The sequence below is a fragment of the Gemmata sp. genome (genome assembly GCF_051859125.1).
GTDB lineage: Bacteria > Planctomycetota > Planctomycetia > Gemmatales > Gemmataceae > Gemmata.
The window spans coordinates 56,753-73,972 of record NZ_JBHYGG010000101.1; the positions used below are offsets into that span (position 1 = coordinate 56,753).

Here is a 17,220-nt window from a genome sequence, read left to right on the forward strand (position 1 = left end):
TGGAGTCGAGGGAAGTAGGCTCGACCCGGAGGGGTCGGGCAGAATTACCCGCCCCGGATCGGGCTGGGAGGTGTTGAAGGGGTGACTGACGGGATTCGAACCCGCGACTTCCAGATCCACAGACCCCAAATTAAGGCCGTGCTCGTCCCGGTCCAGGAACTTGAGTCGGTCCCCGCGACGGTTGCCGAACACGAACAGGGCGGCGGCGAGCGGGTCCCGCCGGAGGTGGGCGCGGACGAGGGCCGAGAGCCCACCGAAGCTCTTGCGCATGTCCGTGGGCGTAGACGAACACCCGCCCGGGCAGTGCCCAGTTCAGCACGACGCGGTATCGAGGGCGGCGACCACGGCACGCAGGTGCGCCGCGTCGTACCCCGCCGGGCCCCGGAGGACGTGCCCGGACCGGAGCACCTGTTCCAACGGGGTGTTGGGTACGACACACAGAGTCAACAAGTTCGGGCGCGGAACCCGAGCCGACCCCAACACGGTGCGACGCGGGCGCGTGTCGAGCTACGACGGGGCGAAGTGGCTGGCGCGGGGGGGAGTGAGTGCGTGCGGCCGTCGGTGCGCCGTCACGAGCCGCGATCTCCCTCCGCCGCGCGTCGAAGGACGGCTCGGTGAGTCGGGGCTCGCGGCAGAAGTCGCGGACGTTCAGACCCGAGGCGACCGCTGCCGCGAGCGTCGTACGCCAGAACCGTTCGAGCTTGGGATCACGCAGGTGGGGCCGCGGCACGGCGGGTTGGCCGGGGAAATGCCCCATCGTACGTCAACACGCAAGACCTGGCCTTCACCGGACGATTGTACGGTGCCTCGCCCGACGGCTTCCGAAGTGGTCCATCGCGCCGGCGGCCTTCCCCCGAAGGCATGCAGAATCCCAAGGTGGTAGGGGCCATCTGCTCGGGCAGGACGCTAAGTGCTTTACGCAATTAGAATTGCTTCGCCGGATCTTCCAACTCTACTTGTAACGTGACAGAGTCAGCCCTCGCACAGGCGAATGACCGTTTCCCGTCGTTGACATACTGCACAAACCCGATCATTATAGTGGCGTAGTCGACACCGACTCTTGAATCTCCTCCGACGGTTGAGTTCGGCGACAACAGGTTGGGTGAACTTCGCGGCGACGGGCGCCGGGACTGTCCTGGGAAAGCCGGCTTCTCTCTCCAATTCCAAGGCCTTTCGGGGCGGCAAGCACACTTACCCTCCGGCCGTACCAGCGATTGCATCGCTGGTATCGTTCCGACCTGCGCGTACGGGCGGACACGTTGTACTCATTTGGGGTGAACTATGCAAATTCAACGTCGTGGATTCACTTTGATTGAACTGCTAGTGGTCATCGCGATCATTGCAGTTCTTATTGGCCTCCTTCTGCCGGCCGTACAAAAATTTCGCGAAGCTGCGGCACGAGCGACGTGCCAGAACAATTTGAAGCAGATTGGGCTAGCGCTCCACAACTACGAGAGCAGCCGCGGTCAGTTCCCGCCGGCGGCCGTGTGGCGGTCCGACCCCGCCAACCCGCCTGCGCCCCCGATCCCGCCAGGGTGGTACACGTTGGACGCGACCGGAGCCCCCACCACCACGGGGAGCGTCAGACACTCGATGTGGGCGTTCATCCTGCCCGAGATCGAGCAGGGGACGATCGCCGCGAACTATGACTTCCACACGCACTGGACGAGCGGCGTGAACGCGAACCTGAGTGCGAAAGACATCAAAACCTACCAGTGCCCGTCCGCCCGCAACCCGCGGAAGGACGACACGAACAGCTCCGGCGTGCCACTCGCCGTTCCCGTCTCGTGCGGCGACTACGCCCCGCTGAGCGGCATCCACCCGAATCTGAACAACGCCGTCCCGCAGATCGTCGCGCCGCGGGGCGACACGACCGGGCTGTTTAAGAACGTGTGGTTCCCGCCGGACCCGACCACCCGCATCGCGAGCGTCACGGACGGGCTCTCGAACACGATCGCCGTGGTGGAAGACGCGGGCAGACCGGACCTGTTCATCGGCACCGTGAAGCAGCCGTTCCCGACCCCTGCGTCGACGACCGGCGGGCTACCCGACAAGAGCAGTTACGGCGGGAACACGCAACTCAACGGTTACGTTTCGGGCGCCGGTTGGGGTCAACCCCGCAACCAGATCATCGTCGGTGGCTGGAACAAGGCCGCGAACACGTACTTCGGCACCACCATGATTAACGGCACCAACTCACAAGAGGCTTACTCGTTCCACACCGGTGGAGCAAACGTCCTGTTCGGGGACGGGTCCGTTCGGTTCCTCCGAGACAGCATCACCGCGGAAGCCTTCGTGTCGTTCGTGACAAAATCCGCCGGGGACATCCCGAGCGAGAACTAAGCCGAGTCACAACTCAGGAGGTTCACCTCGGCGTCGAGCCGGCGGCGGGTGAACCGCCACAGCGACACGTTCGTCTCGTCCTTCGCGGTGTTGGCGGCGTCGGCCCCGCTGCCCAGTTGGTACGTCCGGCTCAGGACCAGTTCGCGGACCGTCTTCTTGACGGACCACCCCTGTGCGACGAACCGGGACGAGAGGAAGTCCAGCAGTTCCGGGTGCGTGGGCCGCTGGCCCTGGTCGCCGAAGTCGTCGAGGGTGGGGACGATCCCGGCCCCGAACAGCTTCGACCAGACGCGGTTCACGAACACCCGCGACGTGAGCGGGTGGTCCGGCCGCGTGAGCCAGTCGGCGAGTTGCCGGCGGCCGCTCTCCTTGGTGTCGAAGACCGGCGGGTCCGCGACGGCGATCACCTTCGGGAACCCGCGGGGGACGACCGGGCCGAGTTGGTCCACTTCGCCGCGGTGCCGCAGGGGCGTGTCGCTGGGGTCCTCACGGTCGGCGAGCGCGACGGCGTGGGTGAACACCTGCGGCAGGGCCTCCTTCGCCCGGAGGTTCGCGAGGTGAGTGTTCGCCCTGGTGAACGCCTCCTGAGCGGCGACCACCTCGGGCGTTTCCGGAACCGCCGGGTTCGCGGCCGGGACCGGGGCCCCCGGGGGGCCGCCCGCCGGAACGCCGCGGAGCTTGGCGAGCGCCTCCCGCGTCGCCGCGACGTCCTTCAGCGCGGCCGCGATCTCGGCTTCAAGTTTCGGATCGGCCGCCGCGGCCTTCGCGTTCGAGAGCGGCACCAGGAGCTCCGCGCGGCCCGCCTGGAACTGCCGGTTCTGAACGCCGGCCCGCGTGTCGGTGCTGCGGAAGATGCCCGCCAGCGCGTAGTAGTCCGACATCGCGATAGGGTCGAACTTGTGCTCGTGGCACCGGGCGCAGCCGACCGAGAGCGCGAGCACGCCGCGCCCGATGTTCTCGATCTGCTCGTTCGCGATCTCCATCAGGAACGACACGCGGTTGCGGTCGTTGATGCCCTTCGGCCCGAGGGCGAGGAACCCGGTGGCGACGGTGTTCGCGTCCCGCTCGGCCGGCGTCTCCGCGGGGAGCAGGTCGCCCGCGATCTGCTCGGCCAGGAACCGGTTGTACGGCTTGTCCGCGTTGAACGCGTCGATGACCCAGTCGCGGTACCGCCACGCCTGCGGGTAGATGAAGTTCCGCTCCTTGCCCGTGCTTTCCGCGTACCGGGCGATGTCCAGCCAGTGGCGGCCCCAGCGCTCGCCGAAGGCCTTCGAGGCGAGGAGTTCGTCGACGATCTTCTCGCGGGCCGCCCGGGACGCGTCCCCCTTCAGGGCGGCGATGTGCTCGAGACTCGGCGGCAGGCCAACGAGGTCGAGACTCACGCGCCGGAGCCACACGAGCGGGTCCGCGTCGGCGACCGGCTTCGTCCCGGTCTTCGCCTGCGTCGCCGCGACGAAGTTGTCGACCGGCGACCAGGCCCACCCCTTCCCGGCATCGGGGACCGCCGGCTCCTTGACGGGCTGGTAGGCCCACCCTTCGGCCCGGGCCTTCGCGAAGTCGATCTTCTTCCCGGGGACTTTAACCGGGGGAGTCACGCGGGGGTCCGGTGCCCCCATCTTGACCCACGCGGCGATGTCCGCGATCTCGTCGTCTGTGAGCGGTCCGGCCGGCGGCATCTGGCGAGCGCCCCTCCCGGGTCGGAACCCCCCTTCGGGCCGCAGCGCCTTCAACAGGAGACTCGCCTCGGGGCTCTTGCTGTCGATCAGCGCGCCCCGGGTGCCACCGATCCGGATCCCTTCGGGCGTATCGAGCCGCAGCCCCCCGGGTGCTTGAGTGCTGCCGGAGTGGCACTCGAAGCAGTTCTTGACGAGGACCGGGCGGATCTTCTTCTCGAAGAACACGACCTGTTCCTTGGTTGGGGGCGGGTTCGGATCGGCGGCGCGGGCCGGGTCGGGCGCGGCCCAAAAAACCACGGCTGCGGCGAGCAGTCGTAACCGAGGGAACCACATGTCACATTCCTCAAATGCATGGAGGATCGACCGTGCCACGCGGATTGGCCGGCCACGACGTCAGCGCGGAGAGGGACCCACCCACCGATTCCCCGTGGGAAGCCGAGGGCGAGCAAATGAGGAGAAAGTGGAAATGCGTCTGAACAAGCGCCCTGGTGTTTGTCGACCGCGAAATCGCTGACCCGCGGGCCGCCAAACCGCTTGTAGCTCTGCTCCGACTGCGGTCGGAGCAGAGCCGTCACTAATATGGTCGATTTAGTGGAGTTTGGCAACTTTCCTTCCTGACAAAGTGAGGTCGTGCCGAGTTGCCACACCGGAGGGGGCGGGGTAGTGTCACCTCATGAAATCCTGGATCCGCACCGAAGACACACTTGCCGTCCTGCTCGGGCTCGGCGTTCTTGCCCTCAGTTTGCCCGGGGTCGCGGGGTACGACCTCCTCGGGTGGGCGGCGTCCGTCAAGATTTGGGTCGATCCCGCGCTGGCCGTCGCACCCGCATCCAAGGGCTACGCCGCGATAACCGGACCGGGGTCGGTCGCGGCGACGTTCGGATTTTTGCTCGCGGTCCTCTGTGCGGGAATGGCCTTCATCGGGGCGTCGCCCGGGAAGTTCGCGGTGCGCTTCACCGTACTGTTCGCCCTGGCGTTCGGGTGCTGGGTCGGCGGGCACTACGCCTACGTCGCGGCGACGCCGGACAAGTTGCCGAAGGGCGTCGAGTGGTCGCTCGGGCTGACCAACGAGGCGGGCTACCTCTTTGCGCTCCTCGGCGGGCTCGTCATCGCCAACTTCTTGCCGGCGTTCGGGGCGTGGCTGAAGGACGCGGGGCGGTCGGAACTGTACATCAAGGCGGCGATCATCATCATCGGCGCGAGCCTCGGCGCGAAGGCGGCGGACGAGAGCAGCAAGACGCAGGCGATCCTCTTCCGCGGCCTCGCCGCGATCATCGAGGCGTACCTCGTCTACTGGGCGTTCGTCTACCTCGTCGCCCGGAAGTTCTTCGGCTTCAGCCGGGAGTGGGCGGCCCCGCTCGCGTCCGGCATCTCGATCTGCGGCGTTTCCGCGGCCATCACCACCGGCGCGGCCATCCGCGCGCGGCCGGTCGTGCCCGTGATGGTGTCGTCGCTGGTGGTGATCTTCTCGGTCATCGAGATGCTGATCCTGCCGCAACTGGCGCGGGCGCTGCTCGCGAACGAGCCGATGGTCGCCGCCGCGTGGATGGGGCTGGCCGTGAAGACGGACGGGGCCGCGATCTCGACCGGGACCCTGACGGCCGGGCTGTTCTTCCCCGGCAGCGAGGGCGCGGCGAGCCGCGAAGCAATGATCCTGACCACGACGACGGTGAAGGTGTTCATCGACCTGTTCATCGGCGTCTGGGCGGTGATCCTCGCGGTCATCTGGACGAAGGTGATCGACCGAAGGCCCGGCGCGACGGTGCCCTGGCGGGACATCTGGGAGCGGTTCCCGAAGTTCGTGTTCGGCTACGTCCTGACGTTCGGCGTGTGCTTCGCGATCGGCCTGGCGAGCCCGGCGTCGGTCGCGCCAATGAAGGTCGGCTCCGAGCATGCGGACGTGTTCCGGCGGTTGTTCTTCGTGCTCACGTTCTTCTCGATCGGCCTCGCGGCGAACTTCCGCCGGCTCTGGGCGGAGGGGCTCGGCAGGCTGGCGCTCGTGTACGTCGTGTGCCTGTTCGGCTTCGTGATCTGGGTCGGGCTCGGCATCTCGTGGCTGTTCTTTCACGGCGTCAGCCCGGTCTCCGGGAAGGGGTAGGCGTGGACCCGAAACCAACGGACGAAGAAACGGCCGACGAAATCGCCAGGGTCGAGGCGGAGCCGCTGTTGCCGGTCGAGAAGCAGCTCATCGCCGGGAGCCTGCTCCTCGGCGTGGTGCTGCTCGGCGTGCTGCTGTGGGTGACGGCGGCGTACTTCCCGTCGAAGTGATCTACTCGCCCTGACGTGGGCCGCCGCGGACCTGAACAAGGGGACGATCGACGTGCGGCGTTCACTCTCGCAGGTGAAGAAGCAGTTCATCCTGAAGGAGCCGAAGTGCCGGTCGGGGAAGCGCGTCGTCGCCCTGCCGATGTTCGCCCTCACCGCACTTCAGGAGCACCGGGCTGCCCGGTTCAAGGCCGGGACGGTGACCGGGCCGGTGTTCGGCACGAAGGCCGGGGTGCACCTCCAGCGGTCGAACGCGCTCCGCGAGTTCCGCACCCTGGTCGCCCGAGCGAACAAGGCCGAGAAGATGGCGGCGGACGAGGCCAAGGCGCACCCGGAGCTCGTCCCCGAGGGGATCCGGTTCCACGACCTGCGGCACACCCGGACCTCGGCCCTGGTCGCGGCCGGGCACAGCCTCAAGGCCGTCCCGCCGGCTCGGACATTCGGGCGTGTCGATGACCCTGACGGTGTACGCGCACTTGATGCCCGACGACGCCAAGCTGGCGAGCGGGGCCGGGTCACTGTTCGGGTGAGTCCGCCGATTGGCCGTACCCAGGCCGTACTGAGGGGTTATTCTGACGCGGGCCGGAAACTGAAGAAGCACCGCAACCCCTTGAGATTGCAGTGCTTCGGTAAAGGGTGACTGACGGGATTTGAACCCGCGACTTCCAGATCCACAATCTGGCGCTCTAACCAACTGAGCTACAGCCACCGTCATCGGTCGGTTCGAAATCCCGCCCGCGTAATTATTCTTACCGCCCGCCCGTGTCAGCGTCAACGGGTGGTTTCCACCTGCGGTTCCTCGCCCCCGAACAGTACGCCCGTACGGTTGCGCACCTGCGACAGCGGCGGGAGCGCCAGGTCTACCACCTCCGAACGTTCCACGATCAGGTCCGGGTTCGCTCGTGCCGCGTGTTTCGGCGGCAGGTTGACGAGTTCGGTCGCTGCGAATGGTTGGCGCACCGTCTCGCGGCGGACGTAGGTCCCGCGCTTGAAGAACGCCGGGTAGTCGTTCCAGTTCACGCCCTTGCGGAACAGCAGCGCCTGCATCTCCGCGCCGGTCTTGCCGTGCAGGTCCGCGTGGTCGTAGTGCGCACGGGCCGCCATCGAGACCGAGTTCTTCGTCGCGTCCCGCTCCCGCCACAGGAACGTGTTGGCCGCTTCGTCCAGCGTCGGCACGTTCCACACCCGGGCGTCGAACACCGGGAGCCGGGCCGCGTACTTCGGCGGGAGGAACTCGGGGAGCCGCCGGGTGAAGTGCGCCGAGCACAGCGCCGCCAACACCGACGCCATCTTCTGCACCCGGCCGTCGAAGAACACCTGGCTCTCGAACCCCGCCGGCACCCACGCCAGCGTGATCTCGTCCGACTGCGTGTACCCGACTTCGGCGCCGGTCGCGCGGACCAGGAACCGGGCCGCGTCCGCCATCAGCCGCGAGAGCCGCACATCGAACGGGCGGTCCAGGCCGCGGACGAACGTGTGGAACGCGCGGCCGTCGAGCCGGGCCAGGACCGGCAGCAGCGGCATCAGCCGCCGGCCCGCCTCGGCCGCCTCGTACCGCTTCATCCGGTCGCCCAAGCCGTCGGTCATCGCGTCCCCCCGCCTCGTTTCCGGGTCCCGCTCCGGGTAAGAAGGAGAGTGCGACACTCCCCCGGAGGTTCACGCCATGTCGGCCAGCTTCGTCGAACACGTCGAGATGACCGGGCACATCGTCGACTCGCTCCTGCTGCCCAAGGTGCTCGACGCGATCCTCTCCCGCGGCGGGCAGTACCACATCGAGACCCTGCGGCTCGGCGAGAAGCAGGACGACCCGAGCTTCGTCCGCATCGAGGTCCGGGCCGCGTCCCCGCAGCAGCTCGAAGCGATCCTCGCCGAGGTCCACCCGCACGGGGCCGTGCCCTCCCAGGCCGCCGACTGCGTCGCGGTCGCCGCCGACGTCGGCGGCGCGTTCCCCGACGGGTTCTACTGCTCGACCAACTTCCGCACCCAGCTCAAGCTCGGGGGCGAGTGGATCGACGTCGAGGACCAGGAGATGGACTGCGGCATCCTCGTGGACCCCGAGGGCGGCGCGGCCCGGTGCGTCCCGATGACCTCCGTGCGCGTCGGGGACCGCATCGTCGTCGGCCGCACGGGCACCCGGGTGCTGCCGCCCGAGTCCGAGATGCGGAAGCACGAGCTGTTCGAGTTCATGGCCAGCCCGGTGTCGAGCGAGCGGCCGAAGGCGGTCAGCGTCCGCGAGATCGCCCACGCGATGCGGAAGACCCGGGCCGCCGGGGAGAAGGTGCTCGCCGTCCTCGGCCCGGCGGTCGTCCACACCGGGGGCAGCGAACTGGTCGCGCGGCTCGTCCGCGACGGGCTCATCAACGTCCTGTTCGCCGGGAACGCGCTGGCGACCCACGACATGGAGCAGGCGTTCTACGGCACCAGTCTCGGCGTTTCGCTCGACCAGGGGATCCCGACCCACGAGGGGCACGAGCACCACCTGCGGACGATCAACACCATCCGCCGGATCGGCGGCATCCGGGCGGCGGTGGAGCAGGGGAAGCTGTCGTCCGGCATCATGTACGAGTGCGTCAAGTCGAGCACGCCGTTCGTGCTGGCCGGGAGCATCCGCGACGACGGCCCGCTGCCCGAGGTCGTCACCGACTCGCTGGTCGCCCAGGACGCGATGCGGCGGCTGCTCCCCGGGGTCGGGTTCTGCTTGATGGTCGCCACGACGCTCCACTCGATCGCCGTCGGCAACCTGCTGCCGGCGGCGGTGAAGGTCGCGTGCGTGGACATCAACCCGGCGACCGTGACCAAGCTCATGGACCGCGGGAGCACGCAGACCGTCGGCATCGTGTCCGACGCCGAGCCGTTCATCCGGGCGCTCGTCGCCGAACTCGACCGCACCCGCGGGGCGTGAGACCGGGTCCGGGTGCAGCGGACCCGCGGGCGGGGCTTCTGGTCCGAGCCCGAGCGCCGAGCGAGGGTTCACGCTCGCCCCTCGCTCGGCGCTCGGGCTCGGACCGGTGCCGGTCCACCAGGCCCGGTGTGGTCCGGTGGCGCGAACCGCGGGGCTCGGGCGGGTGTCACCTTCATTGAGTTGAGACCCATCACGGGCGCACCGCCCCGGAGACGAATGACCGCACCCGCCACCACCGTTGACCGCCGCCGCACCGTTCCCGCTCCCGGGACCGAGGGGTTCACCGCCGCCGAGATCGAGGAGGTGAAGATCCTCCTGCTCGTGCGGTACCTCGCCACCCAGACCTGGGACAGCGATTGCGTGCTCGACCGCGTCCGCGCCGCCCGGCACAGCGGCTCGCGCACGGCAGCGGCCGAGCGGAACTGAAACCGTCTGCCGATCACACTTCGCACCCTTGAGTTCGTCCCGAGACGCTGTTGTACCGGGCGAACCCTGAGCGCCAGCGAGGGGGTGACGCGAACCCCCTCGCTGGCGCTCGGGGTTGGCCCGATCCATCGCAAAGCCACTTTCCGCACCACCTGACTCGCACTCGCCGCGGGCGTCTACTGAGCCGCAGGTCGGTGATTGCGGTGATTGCGGGGCGCGCGGCACGCCGGTGCCCGCCGCGTCGGGACCGTCGGCGTCGGGCGGCGGCGGGTTCTTGAGCTTGTGGCGCGTGAGCATGTCGGAGTGGGCCAGGGCGAAGCCGCGGTCGAAGTCGGGGAGGCACGCGGCCTCGATCTTCGCGTGCCGGGCGCGCTCCTCGGGGGTCATCGCGCACTGGAACAATACCTCCTCGGCGTCCTCGGGCCGCAGCCCTTCGAGGCGCGGGTCCACGCGCGGCGGCCGGTCCTTCACCGGGCGGCGGTGCCGGATTCGCGTCATGCACACCCGCGAGAGCGTCTCGGCGGCGCGGCGCGCGGCCCTCACGTCGTCGCCGCGGAGCCGCTTGCGGAGGAACCGCATGGACTCGGCCGCGGCGTCGGCGATCACCTCGCGCCGCGCCCGTGCGGCGGCGCGCTGGTACGCCGGGTTGAACCGGCACAGCGCCTTGAGTTCGTCGGCGTCCATGTCGAGCGCGGCGGCGACGGCGGCCCAGGTCGAGCCCTCGGCGCGGAGGTCCGCGGCGCGGGACAGCACGGCCTCCATGTCGAGGGTGACGGCGGGCATGACGGCACTCGGGGGAAAGGGGATGTCGGGTGGGCATCACAGACCCAGGGTTTACACCCTGGGCTACGGACTGCCGCCCCCTCCGGGGGCTCCGAGGTTTTGAGTCCCGGAGGGACGACAGTCCGTAGCCCAGGGTGCGAACCCTGGGGCTCCGGGTGCGAACTTTGGTACATCTGTACATGCCGAACGATCGCGGCTCCGTCAAACGCGAATCGCGGGAAAAACGCGAGGCCCCGTCACCGGCGGGGCGGACCCACCTCGCCCATTCCGCCACCGCTTCTAAGACAATCGGCCTGCGGAGCGGGCGGTGGGCTCGCGCCGCGTCCCCAGCACCGAGAAGCCACACATGAAGCGCGAGACCTACTCGACCGGCTCGAAGTGGGAACCGATCATCGGGTACTCCCGGGCCGTGAAGGTCGGGCAGTTCGTGTTCGTCTCCGGCACCACGGCGTCCGGCCCCGACGGCAAACTCGTCGGGATCGGCGACGTCGCCGCCCAGACCGTGCAGACCCTCAAGAACATCGAGACCGCCCTCGGCAAGCTCGGCGCGTCCCTCAAGGACGTGGTCCGCACCCGCATCTACCTCACCGACATCTCCCAATGGGAGCCCGCCGGCCGCGCCCACGGCGAGTTCTTCAAGAACGCTCTCCCGGCGACCGCGATCGTCGAGGTGAGCAAGCTCATCTCGCCCGACATGCTCGTCGAGATCGAGGCCGACGCCATCATCCCGGGGTGAGGCCCGCAGCCTCTTCTGTAGCTGGCCTCTGTGAGGCCGGGCCTTCGGGAGTCCCCAAGCACCGGCCTCACAGAGGCCGGCTACAGAGAGCGGGCTTCCACACAGCACAAGGGCCGTTCCATGAGCACCCACGCGGAACGGGTGGTGCTGGTCACCGGCGGCACCCGCGGGATCGGCGAGGGCGTGTCGCGGCACCTCGCCGGGCGCGGGTACCGCGTCGTCGCGGGCGGGTTCGGGGCCGACGAGGTCTCCGCGTTCGCCCCGCAACCCGGCATCGAGGCGGTCCAACTCGACGTGACATCTGATGAGTCGGTCGCTCGCGTGATCGCGGCGCTGCCGCGACTCGCGGGGGTCGTGAACTGCGCCGGCGTCATCCAGCGGGCCGGCGCGGAGTTCACCATCGACGGCTTCCGCCGAACGGTCGAGGTGAACCTGGTGGGGACGATGCGGGTGTGCCTCGCGGCGAAGCCGGCGCTCGTCGCCGCGGGCGGTGCGGTCGTGAACACCGCGTCGATGCTCGCGTTCTTCGGGTCGGCGTTCGTGCCGGGCTACTCGGCGTCGAAGGGCGGCGTCGCGCAGCTCACCAAGAGCCTCGCGGCGGCGTGGGCGGCCGACGGGGTCCGCGTGAACGCCGTCGCGCCGGGGTGGATCGAGACCGAGATGACGCGGCCGCTCGCCGAGGACGACGCACGCTCCGCGGCGCTGCGGGCCCGCACGCCGATGGGCCGCTGGGGCAAGCCGAGCGACGTCGCCGGCGTGGTCGCGTTCCTGCTGTCCGACGACGCGAAGTTCGTGACCGGCACCGTCGTCCCGGTGGACGGCGGGTACCTGTGCGTATAAGGAATAAGCTCGAAATTCGAAGCACGAAATCCGAAAGAAAGACAAGCGAAGCCGGCTCTTCGTTTCGGATTTCGTGCTTCGAATTTCGAGCTTCCCGACGAAGGAGGGCTCCGTGTCCGACGCCGAGAAGTGGCAGCCGTACCGGCACCCGCAGCCGCCCGAGGCCGCGGCGGAACTCGTCGTCCCCGACGTGGTGCCGAAGGACGAGCGGGTGTGGGTGCCGGTCGAACCGAACGTGTGGTTCCGCCCGCTGCTCCTGTGCGTGTCGCGCGGCTACTGGTGCAACCTGCTCCGCGTGCGGCGGGCCGGGGTGCTGTCGCGGCACCGGCACCCGCAACCGGTCCACGGGTACGTCCTCAAGGGCGAGTGGCGGTACCTCGAACACGACTGGGTCGCGCGCGAGGGGAGCTACGTGTACGAGACCGCCGGCGAGACGCACACGCTCGTCGTGGACCCGCACGTCGAGGAGATGGTCACGCTGTTCCAGGTGAACGGCGCCATGATCTACGTCGACCCCGACGGGAAGGTGATGGGGTACGACGACGTGTTCACGCGGCTCGCGAAGTGCCGGGCGCACTACGAGGCGGTCGGCCTCGGCGGCGGTTTCGTCGAACAGTTCATCCGGTAGCGGCGTCTACGGGGTGTCGCTCCTCCGACCCCCGAGACCCTCATGATTCGCTCCCTCTCCGCACTGCTGCTGTTCGCCCCGATCGCGCTCCTGAGTGCCGACGAGAAGCTCGCCGGCGTCGCGTGCCGGTCCGTCCACCTCGGCTACCCCGCGCCCGAGGGCACGGCGTTCTACAACGAGGTGACCGTCGAGACGTCCGCGCCCGGGACGTACTTCTGTGCGATCGGCTGGAACAAGGGGTACTTCGGCATCCAGGAGCAGGGCGGCGGCAAGAAGGTCGTCATCTTCTCGGTGTGGGACTCGGGCCAGAACGACCCGAAGAAGGTGGACGAGGAGAAGCGCGTCAAGCTGCTGCACAAGGACGAGAAGGTCCGCATCGGGCGGTTCGGCGGCGAGGGCACCGGCGGGCAGTCGTTCCTCGACTTCGACTGGAAGGACGGCGCGACCTACTCGTTCCTGGTGACATCCAAGATCAACGGCGACCGGAACGAGTACTCCGGGTACTTCCGCCCGACGACCGACAAGGAGTGGAAGCACCTCGTCACGTTCTCGACCATCACCGGCGGCAAGAACCTGGGCGGGTACTACTCGTTCGTCGAGGACTTCAAGCGGGACAAGGTCTCGGCCACGAAGGCCCGCGTGGCGCAGTTCGGGAACGCCTGGGTGAAGCCGGTGAAGGGCGACTGGCAGGCGGCCCCGAAGGCGCGGTTCACCGGCGACAGCAACCCCGCAACGAACATCAACGCGGGCGTGAGGGACGGCCGGTTCTTCCTCGCCACCGGCGGCGACACGAAGAACACCGGCACCAAGCTCAACGGCGCCATGGAACTCCCCGCCGACCCGAAGCGGACCGTGCCGGACGGGATGCCGAAGGTGGAGTGAGGTTGCTTGGCGAACCCCGAGCGCCAATTTTGAAGTTGCGATCGGAGGCGTGGTCGCTTGATGTGCATGTTCAGGCGGCCGCCCCTCACCCGCCGCGGCCAGAGCCCCGCGGCGACCTCTCCCCGTAGGAACGGGGCGAGGTGGGGCTCGCCGTACTTCATGAGAACTGATCCGACCGCGTTGCTCACGAGAAGCGCGGGGGCAACACCTCGACCCGTTCCTACGGGGAGAGGTCGCGACGAGTCTTCGAGTCGCGGGTGAGGGGCGACCACCTCTGCCAGAACCCGTTCGTCCGACGACGCCCCGACGCGCAAATTGAAGCGCCAGCGAGGGGGTAGCGCACCCCCTCGCTGGCGCTCAGGGTTCGCCGCCCGGTGTGCCGCCGTTGAGCGACTCCAGCGCGACCATGAACTCGTCGGGCGGCGACACGGTCAGCTCGGTGTCGCTGATCTTGATGCCGAACGGGTACCACGCGCCGCGCCACACCCAGAACACGTCCTCGCTCACCGGGTACGCGTGGTTCGCGAAGTTGTCGCGCGCGAACATCTTGATGACGTGGATCTTCTCCAGCGCCGCCACCGACACCGGCCACACCGCGAGCTCGTCGCGGCTCGGGACCGCGACCCAGAACCCGGCCGGCGACTCGGGCATCAGGTCCTCCACCAGCAGCGCCCGGGCCGCGTCGTACCCGTCGCCGGTGTGCCCGATGCGGATGTCGATCTCGTCGCTCACCGGTTCGAGGAAGTCGTCGGGCGTGTTCGCGCGCAGGTTCCCCAGCGCCCCGTCGAGCAGGTCGTCGCCGGCCCGCCCGGTCTTCTTGAGCATGTCGTCGGTGACGTAGGCCATCGTGTGCGGGAAGTCGATCACGAGGTTGATCTCGAGGCCGGTGCCGGGCAGCGGCACGCCCCACGGGTGCGTCTTGCCCTGCCGCGAGAACGGGCGGCCGAGCCGCGGGCGGAGCCGGTCCGCGACCGCGGTGAGGTCGTCGGGGATCTTCGGCCCCGCGAGCACGCCGGTGAGGTGCCCGAGGAACTCGCGGATCATCGCGGGCCACTCGGCCTTCTCGACCGCCCTCGCGCGGCGGTACAGGTTCGACAGGCCGATGTACTGCTCGTCGCCCTTGCCGGTCGGCGGGACGACGTTCACCCCGTCGGGCTCCCACGAGGCGACCGTGTAGTTGAGGTCCGCGAGCGCGTGCGTGACCGCCGCCCGGAACCCGCTCGGGAGCCCCGCGGCGACCTCGCCGTGCGGGTTGTCGAAGTCGTCGGACATGGGAGCACCTCGGGGGGCGAGTTCGGGGCGAGTTCGGGTCGGGAGTCACTCGGCGGCCCGCGCGGGCGGTTCCCCGAGCTGGGGGGCGAGTGCGAGCCGGCGGGCCTCGGAAACGAGGGCGAACAGGAGGTGCGGGTTCGGAACCTCTTTCACGTCCACCAGCACCCACGGGAGCCACTTGCCGCCCTGCTTCACGCTCAGCTTCCCCTGCGCCACCGCCAGCTCCTTCACGTCGGCCCACGGGAGCGCCTTGCCGTTGTACTGGAGCCCGCGGCGGGTCGCCTCGATGTCGCCGAACTCGATCGTCCGCCCGGCCGCGAAGTTCGCCCACACCTCGGGCCACAGCGCCTCGAACGTCCGGCGCTGGACCTCCTCGGCGAGTGCGGCGTAGTCCGTCAGCGCCGGGCCGAAGTGCGCGGCCACGCCGTCCCCGCGGGCGACCGTGAGCCCGGCCTTCCAGAGCTGGAACGTCGGCACGTCCACCGGGAGCCAGCACGCCAGCGGCTCGCCGTCGGCCCCCCGCACGAACTCGGCGTCCCCCGCCCGGTTCACGTTGAGCAGGACGTGATCGACCTCGCGCCACGGGAACGAGTCGACCTCGCCGCGGCGGAGCCGGAGCAGCCCGGCCGGGTACACGAGGACGTGCAGCCCGCGCTCGCGGTACATGTGGACCAGCATCGCCCCGCCGGACAGGGGCACCACGATGAGCACCAGCAGTTCGAGGTGCCCGAACCCGGCCGGCCCGCGGAACCACCAGAAGTAGTTCGCGACCACGCCGAACAGCATCAGGCCCAGGCCCAGGCCGAGCTTCGCCAGGAACCGGCCCCGGCTGATCCCAAACAGCGCGTCCGGGTCGCCGAGTTCGGTGAGCGAGCGGGTCAGGTGGTCGTCGTCCGCGTAATCCATCCGGCCCTCGGCGGGGGAGCGAGCGTTGCCGTATAATACGCGATCCGGCCCGGAACGCGGAGTTCGGATCGCCGGTCGCGACGGACCGGCCCTCCTTCCGTAATGTAGGTCACTCGTTCCGCGACTGACACCGGCCGCGGTCCCCGGTCCGGGTCGCCCGCCGGGGTGCGGCTCGCGGAGCGAGTCGCCTACTTTGAACGCGGCCTACTCCCCTGGTGGAACATGCTCGTCGTCATGCAGTCCCACGCGGCCGATTCGGAGATCGCCCGCGTCGTCGAGGTCATCACGGGGCAGGGGCTCACCCCGCACGTCATGCCCGGGGCCACCCGCACCGCCATCGGCATCACCGGGAACACCGGGGCCGTCAGCAAGGCGCTGTTCGAGGTGCTCCCCGGCGTCGAGGAGGCCATCCGCGTCACCAAGCCGTACAAGCTCGCCAGCCGCGAGATGAAGCGCGACGACACGAGCATCGCGTTCCCGCAGGGCACCGTCGGCCCGCGGACGTTCACCGTCGTCGCCGGCCCGTGCTCGGTCGAGAACGAGGCCATGGTCCTCAGGACCGCCGAGTTCCTGATGTCGATCGGCGTGAAGTTCCTGCGGGCCGGGGCATTCAAGCCGCGGACCAGCCCCTACGCCTTCCAGGGCATGGGCACCGAGGGGCTGAAGATCCTCGCCAAGGCCCGCGAGCGTACCGGCATCGCCATCGTCACCGAACTGATGGACACCGAGTACGCCGCGGCCGTCGAGGAGGCGTCCGACGTCATCCAGATCGGCACCCGGAACATGCAGAACTTCTCGCTCCTCAAGCGGGTCGGGCTGTGCCGCAAGCCGGTGCTGCTGAAGCGGGGCATGAGCGCGACGCTCGACGACTGGCTGATGGCCGCCGAGTACGTCATGGCCGGCGGGAACTACCAGGTGGTCCTGTGCGAGCGGGGCGTGCGGACGTTCTCGGACCACAGCCGCAACACGCTCGACCTGGGCGTGATCCCGCCCGCGAAGGCGCTCACGCACCTGCCGATCTTCGTGGACCCGAGCCACGGCACCGGGAAGCGGGCGTACGTCCCGTCGATGTCGCTGGCGTCGCTGGCGGCCGGGGCCGACGGCGTCCTCGTCGAGGCGCACCCGGAGCCGGACAAGGCGATGTCCGACGGCGCGCAGTCGCTCGACTTCCCGGGGCTCAAGGCGCTCGTCGAGCGGCTCCGCGACCTGGCCCCGGCGTTCGGGCGGACCCTGGCGTGACCCCACTCCTCGCGTGCTTCCCGGTGTGCATGACGCTGGTGGCGGTGGGGTTCGTGGGGCTCCTCGCGGTCCTCGTCCTCGGGACCAACCGCGAGGGGCCGAACGCGCCCGTCGACGCGCCGGCGGACCCGGCCGCGGCGTCGGACCTGCCGTCGTGGCGGCTCGTGGCGCTCATCTTCGCCGCGGTGCTGATCCACTTCGCGGTCCTGCTGTGGATCTGGCCCGAGCTGTGAGGGGCGGCGAATGTGGCGAGCGGGGGGCGTGAGCCCCCCGCGGTCACGCCAGTGCGGTTCACTCGGGGGGCTCACGCCCCCCGCGCGCC

At 69.2% G+C, this 17,220-nt stretch carries 16 protein-coding genes, 1 tRNA gene and 1 pseudogene; 12 read left to right on the forward strand and 6 right to left on the reverse strand.

Translation table 11 applies throughout. From position 1 onward, the window contains the following. Window positions 1–120: 120 nt before the first annotated feature. A pseudogene (gene tnpB / locus ACTIGN_RS11000) lies at window positions 121–270 on the reverse strand (IS66 family insertion sequence element accessory protein TnpB); the annotation flags it as partial. Between the two features lie 1,011 nt (window positions 271–1,281). Here tnpB and ACTIGN_RS11005 point away from each other — a divergent pair. Beyond that, window positions 1,282–2,343 (forward strand): DUF1559 family PulG-like putative transporter, encoded by a 1,062-nt coding sequence (locus ACTIGN_RS11005; RefSeq protein WP_439623727.1) that lies wholly within the window; start codon window positions 1,282–1,284, stop codon window positions 2,341–2,343. On the opposite strand, the gene ACTIGN_RS11010 is transcribed toward ACTIGN_RS11005, so the two are convergent. Beyond that, entirely contained in the window at window positions 2,340–4,352 is a 2,013-nt protein-coding gene (locus ACTIGN_RS11010; protein ID WP_439623729.1) for a PSD1 and planctomycete cytochrome C domain-containing protein, read from the reverse strand. The genes ACTIGN_RS11005 and ACTIGN_RS11010 overlap by 4 nt on opposite strands. Before the next feature lie 340 nt (window positions 4,353–4,692). Here ACTIGN_RS11010 and ACTIGN_RS11015 point away from each other — a divergent pair, with 340 nt between their 5' ends. Genes ACTIGN_RS11015 through ACTIGN_RS11025 form a run of 3 tightly spaced genes read left to right on the forward strand, consistent with a single transcriptional unit; the run spans window position 4,693 to window position 6,924 of the window. After that, on the forward strand, window positions 4,693–6,117 hold the full coding sequence (locus ACTIGN_RS11015; RefSeq protein ID WP_439623731.1) for a putative sulfate exporter family transporter: 1,425 nt from the start codon (window positions 4,693–4,695) through the stop codon (window positions 6,115–6,117). Between the two features lie 2 nt (window positions 6,118–6,119). Beyond that, window positions 6,120–6,287 (forward strand): hypothetical protein, encoded by a 168-nt coding sequence (locus tag ACTIGN_RS11020; protein ID WP_439623733.1) that lies wholly within the window; start codon window positions 6,120–6,122, stop codon window positions 6,285–6,287. 46 nt (window positions 6,288–6,333) lie between these two features. Next, a complete protein-coding gene (locus ACTIGN_RS11025; RefSeq protein ID WP_439623758.1) occupies window positions 6,334–6,924 on the forward strand; it encodes a tyrosine-type recombinase/integrase in 591 nt (196 codons plus the stop codon). Here the strand turns inward: ACTIGN_RS11025 and ACTIGN_RS11030 are convergent. Beyond that, window positions 6,920–6,993 (reverse strand) — tRNA-His (locus ACTIGN_RS11030). The two genes, ACTIGN_RS11025 and ACTIGN_RS11030, sit on opposite strands and share 5 nt — an antisense overlap. A gap of 62 nt (window positions 6,994–7,055) precedes the next feature. Further along, window positions 7,056–7,871 (reverse strand): tRNA(His) guanylyltransferase Thg1 family protein, encoded by an 816-nt coding sequence (locus ACTIGN_RS11035; RefSeq protein WP_439623735.1) that lies wholly within the window; start codon window positions 7,869–7,871, stop codon window positions 7,056–7,058. A gap of 76 nt (window positions 7,872–7,947) precedes the next feature. Here ACTIGN_RS11035 and ACTIGN_RS11040 point away from each other — a divergent pair, with 76 nt between their 5' ends. The 6 genes from ACTIGN_RS11040 to ACTIGN_RS11065 all read left to right on the forward strand — a co-directional run bounded on the left by ACTIGN_RS11040 (window position 7,948) and on the right by ACTIGN_RS11065 (window position 13,481). Then, complete coding sequence (locus ACTIGN_RS11040; protein ID WP_439623737.1) at window positions 7,948–9,186, forward strand: ornithine cyclodeaminase; 1,239 nt, start codon at window positions 7,948–7,950, stop codon at window positions 9,184–9,186. 216 nt (window positions 9,187–9,402) lie between these two features. Continuing rightward, complete coding sequence (locus ACTIGN_RS11045) at window positions 9,403–9,612, forward strand: hypothetical protein (protein ID WP_439623739.1); 210 nt, start codon at window positions 9,403–9,405, stop codon at window positions 9,610–9,612. Window positions 9,613–10,741: 1,129 nt separating this feature from the next. Then, window positions 10,742–11,131, forward strand: a complete 390-nt coding sequence (locus tag ACTIGN_RS11050) for a RidA family protein (RefSeq protein ID WP_439623740.1) — start codon at window positions 10,742–10,744, stop codon at window positions 11,129–11,131. A 120-nt stretch (window positions 11,132–11,251) separates the two neighbouring features. Then, on the forward strand, window positions 11,252–11,971 hold the full coding sequence (locus ACTIGN_RS11055) for an SDR family NAD(P)-dependent oxidoreductase (protein ID WP_439623742.1): 720 nt from the start codon (window positions 11,252–11,254) through the stop codon (window positions 11,969–11,971). A gap of 112 nt (window positions 11,972–12,083) precedes the next feature. Continuing rightward, window positions 12,084–12,599, forward strand: a complete 516-nt coding sequence (locus tag ACTIGN_RS11060) for a 2,4'-dihydroxyacetophenone dioxygenase family protein (protein WP_439623744.1) — start codon at window positions 12,084–12,086, stop codon at window positions 12,597–12,599. A 42-nt stretch (window positions 12,600–12,641) separates the two neighbouring features. Then, window positions 12,642–13,481 (forward strand): DUF3472 domain-containing protein, encoded by an 840-nt coding sequence (locus tag ACTIGN_RS11065; RefSeq protein ID WP_439623746.1) that lies wholly within the window; start codon window positions 12,642–12,644, stop codon window positions 13,479–13,481. A 357-nt stretch (window positions 13,482–13,838) separates the two neighbouring features. Here the strand turns inward: ACTIGN_RS11065 and ACTIGN_RS11070 are convergent, their stop codons facing one another. Beyond that, a complete protein-coding gene (locus ACTIGN_RS11070; RefSeq protein ID WP_439623748.1) occupies window positions 13,839–14,753 on the reverse strand; it encodes a hypothetical protein in 915 nt (304 codons plus the stop codon). A gap of 45 nt (window positions 14,754–14,798) precedes the next feature. After that, entirely contained in the window at window positions 14,799–15,659 is an 861-nt protein-coding gene (locus ACTIGN_RS11075) for a DUF6585 family protein (RefSeq protein ID WP_439623750.1), read from the reverse strand. Window positions 15,660–15,881: 222 nt separating this feature from the next. Here ACTIGN_RS11075 and aroF point away from each other — a divergent pair, with 222 nt between their 5' ends. Beyond that, a complete protein-coding gene (gene aroF, locus ACTIGN_RS11080; protein WP_439623752.1) occupies window positions 15,882–16,898 on the forward strand; it encodes a 3-deoxy-7-phosphoheptulonate synthase in 1,017 nt (338 codons plus the stop codon). Next, window positions 16,895–17,131 carry a hypothetical protein gene (locus ACTIGN_RS11085; RefSeq protein WP_439623754.1) on the forward strand — a complete coding sequence of 79 codons (237 nt, stop codon included), beginning with the start codon at window positions 16,895–16,897 and terminating at the stop codon, window positions 17,129–17,131. The genes aroF and ACTIGN_RS11085 overlap by 4 nt, the downstream gene beginning before the upstream one ends. Window positions 17,132–17,220 lie beyond the last annotated feature (89 nt).

Excerpts from the sequence above, each read along its gene's own strand:
- ACTIGN_RS11005 (WP_439623727.1), top strand. The coding sequence starts at position 1,282 with ATGCAAATTCAACGTCGTGGATTCACTTTGATTGAACTGCTAGTGGTC.
- ACTIGN_RS11010 (WP_439623729.1), bottom strand. The coding sequence starts at position 4,352 with ATGTGGTTCCCTCGGTTACGACTGCTCGCCGCAGCCGTGGTTTTTTGG.
- ACTIGN_RS11015 (WP_439623731.1), top strand. The coding sequence starts at position 4,693 with ATGAAATCCTGGATCCGCACCGAAGACACACTTGCCGTCCTGCTCGGG.
- ACTIGN_RS11035 (WP_439623735.1), bottom strand. The coding sequence starts at position 7,871 with ATGACCGACGGCTTGGGCGACCGGATGAAGCGGTACGAGGCGGCCGAG.
- ACTIGN_RS11040 (WP_439623737.1), top strand. The coding sequence starts at position 7,948 with ATGTCGGCCAGCTTCGTCGAACACGTCGAGATGACCGGGCACATCGTC.
- ACTIGN_RS11045 (WP_439623739.1), top strand. The coding sequence starts at position 9,403 with ATGACCGCACCCGCCACCACCGTTGACCGCCGCCGCACCGTTCCCGCT.
- ACTIGN_RS11050 (WP_439623740.1), top strand. The coding sequence starts at position 10,742 with ATGAAGCGCGAGACCTACTCGACCGGCTCGAAGTGGGAACCGATCATC.
- ACTIGN_RS11055 (WP_439623742.1), top strand. The coding sequence starts at position 11,252 with ATGAGCACCCACGCGGAACGGGTGGTGCTGGTCACCGGCGGCACCCGC.
- ACTIGN_RS11065 (WP_439623746.1), top strand. The coding sequence starts at position 12,642 with ATGATTCGCTCCCTCTCCGCACTGCTGCTGTTCGCCCCGATCGCGCTC.
- ACTIGN_RS11070 (WP_439623748.1), bottom strand. The coding sequence starts at position 14,753 with ATGTCCGACGACTTCGACAACCCGCACGGCGAGGTCGCCGCGGGGCTC.
- ACTIGN_RS11075 (WP_439623750.1), bottom strand. The coding sequence starts at position 15,659 with ATGGATTACGCGGACGACGACCACCTGACCCGCTCGCTCACCGAACTC.
- aroF (WP_439623752.1), top strand. The coding sequence starts at position 15,882 with ATGCTCGTCGTCATGCAGTCCCACGCGGCCGATTCGGAGATCGCCCGC.